This is a genomic window from Niveispirillum fermenti, from assembly GCF_052474395.1.
In genome coordinates, this window is the sequence record NZ_CP156681.1 from 2785638 (window position 1) to 2799215 (window position 13578).

At 66.3% G+C, this 13578-nt stretch carries 10 protein-coding genes; 6 read left to right on the forward strand and 4 right to left on the reverse strand.

The genetic code is table 11. The features are described 5' to 3' along the window. Positions 1-25: 25 nt before the first annotated feature. Together dnaE and surE are read right to left on the reverse strand one after the other, a co-directional pair. Positions 26-3517 carry a DNA polymerase III subunit alpha gene (gene dnaE, locus ABC728_RS24135; RefSeq protein WP_416620026.1) on the reverse strand — a complete coding sequence of 1164 codons (3492 nt, stop codon included), beginning with the start codon at positions 3515-3517 and terminating at the stop codon, positions 26-28. Positions 3518-3558: 41 nt separating this feature from the next. Beyond that, positions 3559-4389: a 5'/3'-nucleotidase SurE gene (gene surE / locus ABC728_RS24140; protein ID WP_416620027.1), complete on the reverse strand. Its 831-nt coding sequence runs from the start codon at positions 4387-4389 to the stop codon at positions 3559-3561. Positions 4390-4479: 90 nt separating this feature from the next. On the opposite strand from surE, the gene ABC728_RS24145 reads away from it, so the two are divergent. Then, entirely contained in the window at positions 4480-4815 is a 336-nt protein-coding gene (locus ABC728_RS24145; RefSeq protein WP_416620028.1) for a DUF1491 family protein, read from the forward strand. Positions 4816-4952: 137 nt separating this feature from the next. Beyond that, positions 4953-7130, forward strand: coding sequence for a TonB-dependent siderophore receptor (locus tag ABC728_RS24150; protein WP_445376522.1), 2178 nt, complete (start codon positions 4953-4955; stop codon positions 7128-7130). A 183-nt stretch (positions 7131-7313) separates the two neighbouring features. Here ABC728_RS24150 and ABC728_RS24155 read toward each other — a convergent pair whose 3' ends face one another. Next, the gene (locus ABC728_RS24155) at positions 7314-8249 is read right to left on the reverse strand and encodes an IS110 family transposase (protein WP_445376268.1); all 936 of its coding nucleotides are present in this window, start codon (positions 8247-8249) and stop codon (positions 7314-7316) included. Between the two features lie 92 nt (positions 8250-8341). On the opposite strand from ABC728_RS24155, the gene ABC728_RS24160 reads away from it, so the two are divergent. Then, the gene (locus tag ABC728_RS24160) at positions 8342-8518 is read left to right on the forward strand and encodes a hypothetical protein (protein ID WP_445376523.1); all 177 of its coding nucleotides are present in this window, start codon (positions 8342-8344) and stop codon (positions 8516-8518) included. A 10-nt stretch (positions 8519-8528) separates the two neighbouring features. Here ABC728_RS24160 and ABC728_RS24165 read toward each other — a convergent pair whose 3' ends face one another. Further along, the gene (locus ABC728_RS24165) at positions 8529-10157 is read right to left on the reverse strand and encodes a DEAD/DEAH box helicase (protein WP_416620163.1); all 1629 of its coding nucleotides are present in this window, start codon (positions 10155-10157) and stop codon (positions 8529-8531) included. A gap of 519 nt (positions 10158-10676) precedes the next feature. Here ABC728_RS24165 and ABC728_RS24170 point away from each other — a divergent pair. The 3 genes from ABC728_RS24170 to ABC728_RS24180 are packed head-to-tail and all read left to right on the forward strand — an operon-like array spanning position 10677 to position 13512. Further along, on the forward strand, positions 10677-12056 hold the full coding sequence (locus ABC728_RS24170) for a hypothetical protein (RefSeq protein WP_416620162.1): 1380 nt from the start codon (positions 10677-10679) through the stop codon (positions 12054-12056). Further along, positions 12053-12508: an adenylyltransferase/cytidyltransferase family protein gene (locus ABC728_RS24175; RefSeq protein ID WP_416620161.1), complete on the forward strand. Its 456-nt coding sequence runs from the start codon at positions 12053-12055 to the stop codon at positions 12506-12508. The genes ABC728_RS24170 and ABC728_RS24175 overlap by 4 nt, the downstream gene beginning before the upstream one ends. Next, positions 12505-13512 (forward strand): uroporphyrinogen decarboxylase family protein, encoded by a 1008-nt coding sequence (locus ABC728_RS24180; RefSeq protein ID WP_416620160.1) that lies wholly within the window; start codon positions 12505-12507, stop codon positions 13510-13512. The genes ABC728_RS24175 and ABC728_RS24180 overlap by 4 nt, the downstream gene beginning before the upstream one ends. Positions 13513-13578 lie beyond the last annotated feature (66 nt).

The following is a 13578-nucleotide window of genomic DNA, read 5'->3' on the forward strand; positions in this document are numbered from 1 at the left end:
ACCGGCCGGGACCATACCGCCATGTCTAGAGTTCCTGAACCTCGACCACGCCGGGAATGGATTTGAAGGCCCCGCGGCTGGCGGCATTGATCATCACACCGCCCGGCAGGGTGATATCCACCTCCCGCAGCGCGTCCAGTTCCACGGCCAGGGTCACCTTTCCCCGGCCCGCGGGCAGCCGGCCGATGGTGGTCTTGATGGATGGCAGGGCGTTCACATCGTCCAGAAGGATGCGCAGTCCCGCAGCACTCTTGGAGACCTCATCCTCCAGCGACAGCACGCCATGGCAGGTCAGGCGCATCTCCTCGCCATTGCGCTGCACATCCACGCTCAACAGAACGGCCTTGCCCGCTTCCAGCATCTCCCGGCTCTGGGCCAGGGTTTCGGCGAACAGCGTCACCTCATAGACGCCGGAGGCGTCGGAAAGGGTCACGAAGGCGAAGCGGTTACCGCTCTTGGCCGTGCGTTCCTGCCGGGCGACCACGATGCCCGCCATCTTGAAGCGGCTGGACTTGGCGTCACGCGCCTGTCGCGCCAGATCGGAGAATTTCACGACGCGCATGCGGGTCATGGCGGGTGCGAAACTGTCCAGCGGGTGGGCCGACAGGTAGAAGCCGATGGCCTCGAACTCGTGCCGCAGCCGTTCCAGCGGGTCCCAGTCCGGCACCTTCGGCAGGTCGGGCGGCTTCATCGCGTCGGTGGCGCCGAACAGGCTGGCCATGCCGCTGTCGCGCTGCTGCGCCTCCGCCTGGGCGTAACGGACCACGGTTTCCAGACCGGCGAACAATTGCTGCCGGTTGCGGGACAGGCTGTCGAAGGCACCGGCACAGACCAGCTTTTCCAGAAGGCGCTTGTTCAGCACGGTGCCATCGACGCGGCGGGCGAAATCGAACACGTCCTTGAAGGGCCCATTGGCCTCCCGTTCCCGGACCACGGCGTCCATGGCCTGCATGCCGACACCCTTCACGGCGGCCAGCGCATAGCGCACGGCACGGCCGCCATCGGCCAGCGTCTCCACCTTGAATCGGGGGCCGGAGGCATTGACGTCGGGCGGCAGCAGGCGGATGCCCAGCCGGACCAGCTCCTGGCGGAACTGGTTCAGCTTGTCGGTATTGCCCATGTCGTAGGTCATGGTCGCGGCCATGAACTCAACCGGATAATTGGCCTTCATGAACGCCGTCTGATAGGCGACCAGGGCATAGGCGGCGGCGTGCGACTTGTTGAAGCCATAGCCCGCGAACTTGTTCACCTGATCGAAGATCAGGCCCGACTGTTCCTCCGGTACGGCCAGGGTCGCAGCCGAGCCTGTGATGAACTTGGCCCGCTCCTTCTCCATCTCCTCCTTGATCTTCTTGCCCATCGCACGGCGCAGCAAGTCGGCACCGCCCAGGGAATAGCCGGCCAGGACCTGGGCGATCTGCATCACCTGTTCCTGGTAGACCATGATGCCGAAGGTTTCCTCCAGGATGGGCTGAAGGGCCGGGTGCATGTAATCGGGCGCCTCCTGCCCGAACTTCACCTTGATGTATTTCGGGATATTGTCCATCGGGCCGGGACGGTAGAGCGACACCAGCGCGATGATATCCTCGATCCGGTTCGGCTTCATGCGGCGCAGCACGTCGCGCATGCCCGAGCTTTCAAGCTGGAAGACACCGGAACTTTCCGCCCGCCCCAGGATGTCGTAGGACTTCTTGTCCTCCATATCCAGGTCCAGAAGATCCAGTTCCGGGCCCAGGTCGCGGACATGGTCCACCGCCGTCTTCAGCACGGTCAGCGTCTTCAAGCCCAGGAAGTCGAACTTCACCAGGCCCGCCAGTTCCACATATTTCATGTTGAACTGGGTGACCGGCATGTCGGATCGCGGGTCGCGGTACATGGGCACAAGCTGGTCCAGCGGCCGGTCACCGATCACCACGCCCGCCGCATGGGTGGAGGCATGGCGGTAAAGGCCTTCCAGGCGCAGGGCGATGGAAATGAGGCGGTCGACCGTCTCGTCGCTGCGCTTCATCTCCTGCAACTGGGGTTCCCCGTCCAGGGCCTGCTGCAAGGTGACGGGATTGGCCGGGTTGTTGGGGATCAGCTTGCAGATACGGTCCACCTGGCCATAGGGCATCTGCAAGGTGCGCCCCACGTCGCGCACAACGGCGCGGGCCTGCAGCTTTCCGAAGGTGATGATCTGCCCGACCTTGTCGATGCCGTACTTGCCCTGCACATACTTGATCACCTCTTCCCGCCGGTCCTGGCAGAAATCAATGTCGAAGTCGGGCATCGATACGCGCTCGGGGTTCAGGAAGCGTTCGAACAGCAGGCCATAGCGGATGGGGTCAAGGTCGGTGATCAGCAACGACCAGGCGACAAGGGAACCAGCGCCCGAGCCACGGCCGGGCCCCACCGGGATACCCTGGTCCTTGGCCCATTTGATGAAGTCCGACACGATCAGGAAATAGCCGGGGAACTTCATCTTGATGATGGTATCCAGCTCGAAATCCAGGCGCGCCCGGTATTCCTTCTCGATCTTCTCCTTCTCGTCCGCTGCCATGGTGCTGGCGAAGACATATCTGTTCAGGCGGTAGGTCAGCCCGTCATGGGCCTGGGCGCGCAGCTCGTCCGGTTCCTCCCGCCCGTTGGCGCTGGCGAACGGCGGCAGGATGGGGTTCACCTTGCGCGGCATGTAGGCGCAGCGCCGGGCGATCACGACGCTGTTGTCCACCGCCTCGGGCAGGTCGGCAAACAGTTCCCGCATCTCCTGCGGCGACTTGAAATAATGGTGGGGGGAGACGCGGCGGCGCTCCTCCTGCATCACATAGGCGCCGTCGGCGATGCACAGCAGCACGTCGTGCGCCTCGTACATGTCCGCCGTCGCATAATAGGCGTCGTTGGTGGCCACCAGCGGAATGTCGTGGGCATAGGCCATATCGACCAGATCAGGCTCCACCCGTCCTTCCGCCTGCGCCAGGGGACCTTCCACATGGCGCATCAGTTCGATATAGAGCCGGCCGGGGAACAGGGCCTTGAGCCGTTCCAGCAGATCCAGGGCATGGCTCTTCTGCCCGTCCAGCAGCAACCGGTTCAGACCGCCGCCGACCCCGCCGGTCAGGCAGATCAGGCCGTCGGTCAGCCCCTCCATATCCTCCAGCGAGACCTGCGGCAGCAGGCCCGGCTCGGTCTGCATGAACGCGACGGAGACCAGCCGCATCAGGTTGCGATAGCCCTGCTCATCCTGCACCAGCAGTACGAGCTGGTCCGCCCCCGGCCCCAGCAGACGCCCCCCGACCTTCTTCATGGGGCCGAAGGGCGTGACCCAGACCTGACAGCCGATGATGGGTTGCACCCCCTCGTCCGACGCGGCCATGGCGAATTCCAGGCAGCCGAACAGGTTGCCCGTATCCGTCACGGCCACGGCCGGATAGCCGTGCTTGCGGCACAGCTTCACCAGTTCCTTGACCTTGATGGCCCCTTCGGCCAGCGAATAGGCGGAATGGACGCGCAGATGGATGAAACCGGGATCGGCGGGCATGGGGCGTTTGTGTTCCGGCGGTGGGGCGGGATGCCGGAACCCTAACGCAGATGGGGACCGGATTGCGACTCTGCCGGTTCGGCCGCTGGTGCGACGGGGGCCACGCCGCCTGCGGCCAGGGCCGACAGCACGACCGGATCGGTCAGGTCGAAGCCCAGCGGCGTGACGCTGATCCGGCGCTGGCGCAGGGCATCGATATCGCTCCCCTCCCCGCCCTGCCCCGGCTGCCGGCGGATGGACAGCCAGTGATAGGGGAAGCCGCGCGTATCCTCCCGCGTGTCCACATCCAGCACCATGCTGCCCGGCCCGGCCTGCCGCGTCACGGCGATGCCCGCCACCTCCTCCGGCTCCACATCGGGAAAATTCACGTTCAGCACCGATTGCGGTGCCGTGCCGAACCGTTCGACAACGGCAGCCAGATGCGTGATGGCGTTGTGCCAGCGGATGTGGCGGCGGTCGCGCCAGGCCTGGCTGACGGCATAGGCCGGCACACCGCACAGCCGCGCCATCAGGGCCGCGCTGACCGTGCCGGAATAGCCGACCTCCTCCCCCATGTTGGCGCCACGGTTGATGCCGGAGAAGACGATATCGGGCGGCTGGTCGCGCAATACATGGCGCAGTGCTACGACCACGCAGTCGCTGGGCGTGCCCGACACGGCATAGCGGCGATAACCCCGCTCCTGCAGACGCAGCGGAGCATGCAGGCTGAGCGCACGGGAAACGCCCGACTGGTCGTGTTCGGGCGCCACCACCCACACCTCACGGGCCAACGGCGTCACCGCCTCCACCAGGGCCGCCATGCCGGGTGCATCGATCCCGTCGTCATTGGTCAGCAGGGCGCGGGTGAAAAGCGGGGATGCGGGGGCTTGCATCGGCCGGTCCTTCGTGTTGGTTGTCGGTTCCTGCCGCCCATTCAAATCGAACAGGCGTTTGAAGTCGAGAAAGAACGAAGGTGCCGGCCCATGGAAGAACGTCTGCCCACCCATCTGTTCGTGCAGGGTCACCTGTGGCGGCTGAGCGCCGCTGGTGTGCCCGCCTATGTACTGCGCAAGGGGGAGCGGGAAAGCGGCCTGGTGCTGCTGAAGGTCACCGTTCCCTTCCAGGGGTGCCGCATGTTCAGCCAGGGCCGCGACATCAATGGCCGGCTGGGCTGGGTGCCCGGTGCCGCCGGTGCCATGATCGATGAAGGCGAAGCGCGGGATTTTGTCGATCGCCATGTGCGGCGCGACCCCGATCTCTGGGTGATCGAGGTGGAAACCCGCGACGGGTCGAACCCGTTCGAGCTGGAGGAGGACTGATCCCGCCCGTCCCCCCGGCGCACGCCCGGCACACGCAATGCAGCCATCCGCCCCCGGCTTTTCCTTGCGCCGGCGGGCAATTTCGTGAATTCAGGCGCGGAACCCGGATCGAACCCCAGACATTGGTTCCGCAACCCATGAACACATCCCACTCCCGTCACGCCCGTATTCTGTTCACCGCGACCGCCCTGCTGGCGCTGTCGATCCCCAGCCGGACGGGCTGGGCGGTGGAAACTTCCCCGGCCGGCCAGACCGCATTGGACGAGATCATCGTCACCGCGTCGCGCCGGGCCGGCACCATCCGCGATACCCCGGCCAGCGTGTCCCGCGTGGACCGCGATGATTTCGAGGCCAGGGCCACCCGTTTCATCGGCGAGGAACTGCGCGGGTTGCCCGGTCTTGTCGTGAAGACCAACGACCAGGGCACCTATACCGACATCACCATCCGCGGTGTCCCCAACCGCGTCCATAACGATACGATCACCATTCTGATGGACGGCGTTCCCTTCGTCACCGGTGATGACGAGGTGGATATGGAACAACTGCCCTTCGGCGTCGTCGGGCAGGTGGATGTCGTCCGCGGACCGACCAGCGCGCTTTATGGCCGGGGTGCCATCGCCGGCACCATCAACTACATCACCCGCGCGGTGATGGATGAACCGCTGTCCCAGGCGCAGGCGGGCATTGGGTCGCATGGCTGGTGGAATGCCGCCGCCATGGTACAGCGGCCCACCGGCGATGCCGGCGCCATCCTGATATCGGCCCAGGCACAGCGGTCCGATGGCTGGCGCGACCGGACCGACCGGCGCGAGCAGACATTGTTCGTGAAGCAGCGCCTGGATATGGGCGAGACCATGGTGCTGAACCTGACCGGCACCTATGTGAACACCGAACAGGGTCTGGCCGGGGAATTGCCGACCGACGCCGACGGCATTCCCATCCCCCTGCCTGGCGGGCGCAAGGCCAACTGGAACCAGGATGATGCCGGGTTTGACAAGCGCATGTGGACGGGGACGGCCGTGCTGAGCGGCGCATGGTCGGACGCCGTGACGGGCACGACCCGCCTGCATGCCCGCCACGCCAACACCGCCGGCAGACAGGGATTCTTCAACCCGTTCGATCCGGCGGCCGGCACCGTGGATTTCACGGGGTTCCGCGTGGATGGCAGCACCGACACCTGGTTCGCCGAGCAGCAGGTCGACATCCGGCTTGATGACGCCTGGCGCCTGTTGGCCGGGGCCAGTGCGGAACAGGTGAAGGCACACCATATCGAGACCTGGACAGGTGAATTCGATTTCGGGCCGCAATTCTACATGCAACGGCGCGACATCGCCACAGGCGCCCCGGTTGATACCGGGCTCTGGCAGTCCGACCGGCTGCTGGACGCCCGGGCCCGCAACCGGACCCAGGCCGGATTTGCACAGGTGGATGCGGACTGGGGTAGCGTCGCCCTGTCGGCCGGCGCGCGGTTCGACCGGTTCCAGCGCCGCGTGCATTACGGTCCGTCGGGCAGCGGCTATGGCCCCGACCCGGAAACGACCGTCAAGGATACCGACAGCCGGTTGAGCCCCAAGGCCTCGGCCCTGTGGCGGATGACGGATCATGTGACCGCCTATGCCACCTATGGCGAGGGATTCAGCCCCGGTTACGGCCCGATCTGGTCCTTCCGCAATCGCGACACCAGCCTGAACCCCGAAATCGCCCGTAATATCGAGGCCGGGCTGAAAGGCAGCAGCGCGGATGGGCGCTTCACGGCGAGCGTCACGGCCTACCAGCTCCGGCGCAGCGATCTTCTGCAATTGCTGCCCGTCGGCGGCAGCGCGCGTACCATCAATAACGGGCGGCAACGGTCGCGTGGCATCGAACTGGACGCCAATGCCACCCTGGACGAGGGGCTGACGCTGATCCTGTCCTATGGCTATACCCGCGCCGTCTGGACGGAAAACGCCTTCCTGGAACCAGACACCAACCGGCCCTTCGACTTCACGGGCAAGGACGTGGCCGGCGTGCCGCGCCATGCCGGCCGGGTGGAACTGGTGCAGGTCGTCGCCCCGGCCAACCTGATCCTGCGCGGCTGGGCCGATATTTCAGGCGATTACGCCTATGATGGCGCCAACAGCCGTCGGGCCGGGGGCTATGCCCTGCTGAACGGTGCCGTCACCTGGACGGGGCTGGAAGATGTCGACCTGACACTGACGGGGCGCAACCTGCTGGACCGCAAGGTGAACCTCATCGCCGCCAATAATGACGGCCCCTATGCCTATTATCCCCAGCCCCCGCGGCAATGGGTGATGACGGGCACAGTACGGTTCTGACCGTCCTTCCCTTCCGGCAACCGCCGCCGCCCGGTTCCAAAAGAAACGCCGCAGGGGATCATCTCCCCTGCGGCGTTTTTCATTGCCTTGCACCGACTTGGCGATGAATAGAACCTATCGCCAAGTTGGTAGGGCGGCGACTGCCGCTACGCGCCTTGTGGCGCGTCAGCCAAGCAACTGTTTTCATGCGGCGTAAGTTCTCTGATCGCGGATGATGGCATTGGCGAGGACGACGATCTTTCGCATGATGGCAACGAGGGCAACCTTTGGCTTCTTTCCAGCGGCGATGAGTTTTTTATAGAAGGCGGCCAAGGGTGGATTTCGCCGACTGGCGACGACGGCAGCCATGTAAAGGACGGTTCGGACAACGGGCCTTCCACCGTAGATGCTGCGCGGGCCATCGCGTTTGCCGCTCTGGTTATCCATCGGGGCAACGCCGGCCAGGGCGGCGACCTGATGTCGTGTCAGTGTGCCCAACTCCGGCATATGGGCCAGCAGGGTGGCCGCCAGCACCGGCCCGACAGCAGGAATGGACTGGAGCAGGTTGTCGTTGACCTTCAAGGTTTTGGATGCCGCGATCTGCTCGGCAATGCGCTTGTCGAGGCGCAGGATCAGCAGGGCGATGGCATCCAGGCGCCGCTTGGCCAAGCGGCGCAGTTCCGGATCCGCCAGGGTCTGGGCCTGGTTCCTGACCATGGTCTGCTCGTCGAGCAACTGGCGCCGGTAGGTGGCCAGTTCCGCCAGGACCTCCCGTTCCGGATCGGGTTGGTAGGCGGCTCCGGGGATCGCCTGGGCATAGGCGGCGATCATCCGGGCATCCAGCCGGTCATTCTTGGCCCAGCGTCCATGCGCCCTGGCAAAATGCCGGACCTTGCGAGGATCGACGAGGCGGACGGGAATGCCGGCTTTCGATAAAGCCTCCATGACCGGCCGCTCATAGCCACCACTGGCTTCCAGGACGACCTGCACGGCGCGCTTGCCACACCGTCGCCGAAGGAGACTGTAACCAGCCTCGGCATTCTCGACTTGGAAAGCCTCTCCTGTCTCGGCATCCAACCCGTCCAGACGGGCCTTGCTGACGTCCAGGGCGATGATAAAGTCCTGTTGTGCCATCTTCATACTCCCTGCCTTGCACGTACGGGGCTGCAACCCCAAGCAACTGTTCGGGTCAATGAAGGGGCCGACCGGAGAACCATGCTTGGCTACGGTGTATGATCTACCTTTCCACGGAGCGGTCTTCCGGACGGATCGCCGGCCGGGGCATGCCCCGGCCGGCGATCACACATCTTACTGACATTTCGAAAACACAAGCCGCGGATGCGGCGCTGGCGCTTGCGGAAAACGAAAGCCTGGAGCGGTTTCCGGTCACCGGAAACACGCTCCAGTGACCGGAAAGCGTCAGCCCGGCTGACGGAACGGCCGGCGCGCCGGTGCCTGCCCACCATTGGCCTCACGGTTCTCACCGCCACGGCGTTCGCCGCGGAACTCGCGGCGGCCCTCGCCGGCATTGTGGCCATCGCCGCGGAAGTCGGCGCGGCCCTCACCGCCATGGCCATGCGGCCGGCCCTTCCCGGCATGCGGCTTGTAGGGATTGGCCTTGTGGGGATGCGGACCGCGTTGGCCGCGTTCCCCACCGGCAAAGCCCTCTCCCCCGCCAACCGGATTGGCGTCGGGGCGCCAGGCGCGCTGCGGACGGTCGCCCTCGGCCTGAGCCGGGGCGGCATCGCCGTGGAACCGGTCGGGACGACGCTCGCGGCGCTCACCCTGCCAGCCGCCTTCCCGGCGTTCGCCGTTCCAGCCGCCCTTGCCGAACGGCTTGCCGCCATGGCCGCCCTTGTTGCCATAGGGCTTGTTGCCAAAGCGGGGCTTGCGGTCCTGCTCCGGCAGGGGTTCCAGGCCCGGCAGGGTGGTCTGGACATGCGGCTGGCCCGTATATTGTTCGATCGCACGGACCAGATTGCGGTCGGTGCGGGTGAACAGGCTGTAGGACACGCCGGTCGCACCGGCCCGGCCGGTACGGCCGATGCGATGGACATAATCCTCCGCCACGCGCGGCAGATCGAAATTGATGACGTGCGACAGGTCGGAAATGTCGATGCCACGGGCGGCCACATCTGTGGCGACCAGCACATTGATGCGGCCGTCACGCAGCCACTGCACGACGCGGTTGCGCTCGCGCTGCTGCATGTCGCCATGCAGCGGCATGGCGCGATGGCCCTGTTCCGACAGAAGATCGGCCATGCTGTCGCAATCGGCCTTGGTCGCGACGAAGACGATGCCCTTGCCGAACGCCTCATCCTCCAGCAGGCGGCCCAGCAGCTTGTGCTTGTGGTCCAGCCCGTCGGCGCGCAGCCAGCGCTGTTCGATGGCGGTGTTCGTCACGGCCTTGCCGGCCACGTCGACACGCACGGGGTCGCGGGTCAGCGCGCTGGCCAGCTTTTCGGCGGTACGATCCAGGGTGGCGGTGAACAGCAGCGTCTGACGGCCTTCCGGGCAGGCGCCCGAAATCTGTTCCACCGCATCGCGGAAGCCCATGTCCAGCATACGGTCGGCTTCGTCCAGCACCAGCATCTCGACACAGGTCAGGTCGACCTTGCCATTTTCCAGGTGGTCGATCAGACGGCCCGGCGTGGCAACGATCAGGTCGGCGCGCCGGCGCAGCATCTCGATCTGGGCGCGGTAGGGCATGCCGCCCAGCACCGAACCCGTCTGGATGCGGCCGAACTTCGACAGCAGGCGAACCTGGTCCAGCACCTGGCTGGCCAGCTCGCGGGTCGGTGTCAGCACCAGCACGCGCGGACCCCAGGACCCGGCCTGACGGGGCGATGCGGCGATGCGAGCAAGCGCCGGCAGCACGAAGGCCGCCGTCTTGCCCGTGCCGGTATTGGCGGAAGCCACCACATCGCTGCCGGCAAGGGCGGCGGGAATGGCCTGGGCCTGAATGGGGGTGGGGGTGGTGTAGCCCAGTTCGGCCACGGCCTGCATCAGGTGGCTGGGAAGGGCGAGTTCGGAAAAGGTGATGGTCAAGGAGATGCCTTCTTCAAACAACAGACGAGCGCACCACCCGCGCAAGGCCGCAGAAAGGGCCTGACGCCGGGGAGAGCGCAAGGGATGACGGACGGCGGGAGGACCCCGTCGCCGACGGTTGCGCATGAGCGGCTCGACTGGTTCGGAAAGCGAAGGGCGGCACCATCAGGCGATGGGCAGCGACACGACCCGACTTTCATCAACGGGGCGTATCTTAATGGTGGCGCATCATGGGCCACCGGGGGCCCCACAGCCACTCGGTACGCTGCGGAATATGGGGGCCCCGCCCCCCTGGCGCCACAAAAATCGGCAATGGCGCCGACAAGGCTGGGCAGCGCCCGGCGCAGGGCATGCGGACGATACTGCCGCGGACCAGGGAACCTGCCCGCGCATCGACACCCGCACCCATACATTGCACCCCATCCCCGGACAACCATTTCCGCTTCACCCTGGCCCGGCCACTGTGGCAGGCTTCAACCGATATTCAGCTTCCCTTGTCGCCCAATCGGGGATCGATCATTGCCGGCATCCACCACCCCGTCGCCACCCGGTCAGGGGCCTGCCGATCTCGTTGCCCGTGTGAACCGGCGGCTGGCCGAAGGACAGGTCCAGGAAGCCTATGCCGATGTGCTGCTGGCGTTCCGCCAGCAGCCGGCACCCGTGCTGGCCGACCTGCTGGTCAATGCCGCCACCGTCGGGGAACGGTGGGAGGAGGCGCTGACAGTGCTTGCCGACCTGGGCAGCCTGTTCCAGCCACACCATCTTGCCCGCTGCGAGGGGGTGCTGGCGCTGGGCGCCGGTTATCTGGACCAGGCGCAGCGCTGCGCCGAACGGCTGATGTCCCTGCCGGACAGGCCGGATACCGGGATGGCACTGATGGTCGCCATTGCAGGGCGGCAAGCCGATCCCGCCGCGCAACTGCATTGGATGCGCCAGCGCGAGCGCGGGCTGACGCAGATCCCCCTATCCCTGCTGCCGCCACGCTGGGAGATTCAATGCCTGTTGGGCCAGCATGAACAGGTCCTTGCGGAAATCACCCGCCTGGTGAGGGCGGTACCGGCCGGACAGGTGGCGGTGCATCATCTTCTGAAGCTTCAGCAGGCCATGGCACTGCATGGGGGGCTGCGCTTTGCCGAAAGCACGGCCATCGCGCTGTCGCTTGCGTCGCATCTGACAGCACATCAGGCACCCGTGGGCGACAAGGCCATGACGGCGCGTATTAATACCCGCCGCCGCCAGTCCCGCATCCTGGCCGTGATCGAACGGCTGGTGCTGACGCGGGGCCTGCCCGTCGTGATCCATGCCGGCACCCTTCTGGGGCTGGCCCGCGATGGCGATCTTCTGCCGGGGGACCAGGATATCGACCTTGCGGTCATGCCGCCCGCCACCAGCGCACAGGTCGCGGAAACACTCGTCAGCACGGGCGATTTCAGGCCCCAGCCACATGGGGTGGACAGCGGGGGCTTCCGCGCCCTGGTCCACCAGCCCACCGGGCTGACGGTCGACATCACCGAATATGGGCGGGAGGGGGAAAGGTTCGTTTCTCGCTGGCGGCATCCGTCGGGCGTCATTCTTCGCGAAGCCACGGTGCCCGCCTTCACCTCCCGGCTGGTCGATGTGCCGGCACTGGGTCGCCGGCTGCCGCAGCCGGATGATCCGGCCGCCCTGCTATCCGCGACCTATGGCGACTGGCGCACACCGGACCCGTGTTTCGACACGTTGGTGGCCGCCCCCAACCTGCGCGGCTTCACCGCCTATCTGGGCAGTGTGGCCGCCATCCGGCTGGCCGACAATCTGATGGCGGGACGGACCGACATGGCCCGGCATCTGGCGCAAAGGCTGGCCGCGCACGGGCTGGCGCGGGATATCGCCGCGCGCCTTACGGGGGACGGGACATGACGGATATCCGCATGCCGGCACTGGGCTATGCATCGGGTGCGTTCGATCTGTTGCATGTGGGGCATCTGCGCTATCTGCAGGCCGCCGCCGCGCGCTGTCGTCGCCTGCTGGTGGGCATCCCCGACGACGAGATCATCATGCGCGTCAAGGGGCACCCTCCCCTTGTGTCCCAGGCCGAGCGGCGTGAACTCGTCGCGGGCCTGGCTTGTGTGGGAGAGGCGCTGGCCGTGTCGGTGTCCATGGACGATACCAGCACCTTCGCCGCCTTTCTGGAGGCGCATGGGGTGAATGCCGCCTTCATCGGCGCCGACTGGCAGCACACGCCGCGCTGGCAAAGGCTGGAACCCGCCCTGCTGGCGCGCGGCATCACCGTGCATTTCCTGCCACGTGCTGCCGGCATTTCCAGCACCCGCCTGCGACGGGGCCCGAACCCGGTTCCCCCTTCCGCATGACAATCCTGCCACGCCATGGGGAGTTGCTGGGTCTGGTGCTGGCCGGTACGCCCGCGCCCATATGCCCGGTCTTCGCCCATCACCATCATCCGGCCGCCGATCAGGATGCCGGGATGCTGGCCGACGCGACATTGGCCTGGCAGGCGCGGTTCGACCTGGACCTTGTGAAGCTGACACCGGCATCGACCTGGCAATTGCGCGATTACGGGGTGGAGGATGCGCCCGATCCGGCCGACGCCCTGGGCCGGCGGCGCATCACACGGACAATCGTGGAAACAATGTCGGATTGGGGCCGCCTGCCGCTGCTGAATCCCGGCGGCGGCTTTGCGGCGCGCATCGTGGCCGCCACGCGGCTGATCCGCCGGCGGCTGCCCGCCGGCATACCCTTGCTGACCACACTGTACGGCCCGGCCAGTCTGGCCGTGAAACTGGCGCCACCGGGCATGTTTGACCGGCACCGCCACGCTGATCCGAACGCGGTGGCACAGGGGCTCGCCATCCTGACGGAAAATTGCCGGCGGCTGGTAACGGCCCTGGCCGATGCGGGGGCCGATGGCATCTTCCTGGCCGTTCAGACGGCGCGGAAGCCCCTGTTCACGGCCGATGACTATGCCAGCCTGTGCCTGTCAGGAGACCTGGCCTGCCTGGCGGCAGCGTCGGCCCTGCCCTTCAACATCCTGCACCTGCATGGTGACGGGATACATCATGAACTGTTCGCCACGGCGCGGCAGGCCCTGCTGCATTATGATCCGTCGCCCGGCAATCCGGCACCGGAGAGCCTGCTGGCCAGCCGCGGCAGCCTCTCCACTGGGCCGCGACCCGATGGCGCCATCACCCATGGCACCGCCGCCCGATGCACGGATGAGGTGGCCGGGTTGCTGGCCCGGTTGAAGGGCCCGGGTTTCGTCCTGGCGCCCGGCTGTTCCCTGCCCCTGTCGGTTCCCGCCGCCAATCTGGACATGCTTGTGCAGATGGCCCGCACCCCCCGGCACGATCGCCCCTGATACCGTTTTGCGCCAACATCCGTCGGCCAGGCGACGCCGCACAAGCGGTGCGGCGTCAGTTGCCGG

What these genes read in the sequence shown, in the direction of transcription:
- ABC728_RS24145 (WP_416620028.1), top strand. Translation starts at nt 4,480, where the DNA reads ATGGAAGAACGTCTGCCCACCCATCTGTTCGTGCAGGGTCACCTGTGG.
- dnaE (WP_416620026.1), bottom strand. Translation starts at nt 3,517, where the DNA reads ATGCCCGCCGATCCCGGTTTCATCCATCTGCGCGTCCATTCCGCCTAT.
- surE (WP_416620027.1), bottom strand. Translation starts at nt 4,389, where the DNA reads ATGCAAGCCCCCGCATCCCCGCTTTTCACCCGCGCCCTGCTGACCAAT.
- ABC728_RS24160 (WP_445376523.1), top strand. Translation starts at nt 8,342, where the DNA reads ATGATCTACCTTTCCACGGAGCGGTCTTCCGGACGGATCGCCGGCCGG.
- ABC728_RS24175 (WP_416620161.1), top strand. Translation starts at nt 12,053, where the DNA reads ATGACGGATATCCGCATGCCGGCACTGGGCTATGCATCGGGTGCGTTC.
- ABC728_RS24150 (WP_445376522.1), top strand. Translation starts at nt 4,953, where the DNA reads ATGAACACATCCCACTCCCGTCACGCCCGTATTCTGTTCACCGCGACC.
- ABC728_RS24180 (WP_416620160.1), top strand. Translation starts at nt 12,505, where the DNA reads ATGACAATCCTGCCACGCCATGGGGAGTTGCTGGGTCTGGTGCTGGCC.
- ABC728_RS24155 (WP_445376268.1), bottom strand. Translation starts at nt 8,249, where the DNA reads ATGAAGATGGCACAACAGGACTTTATCATCGCCCTGGACGTCAGCAAG.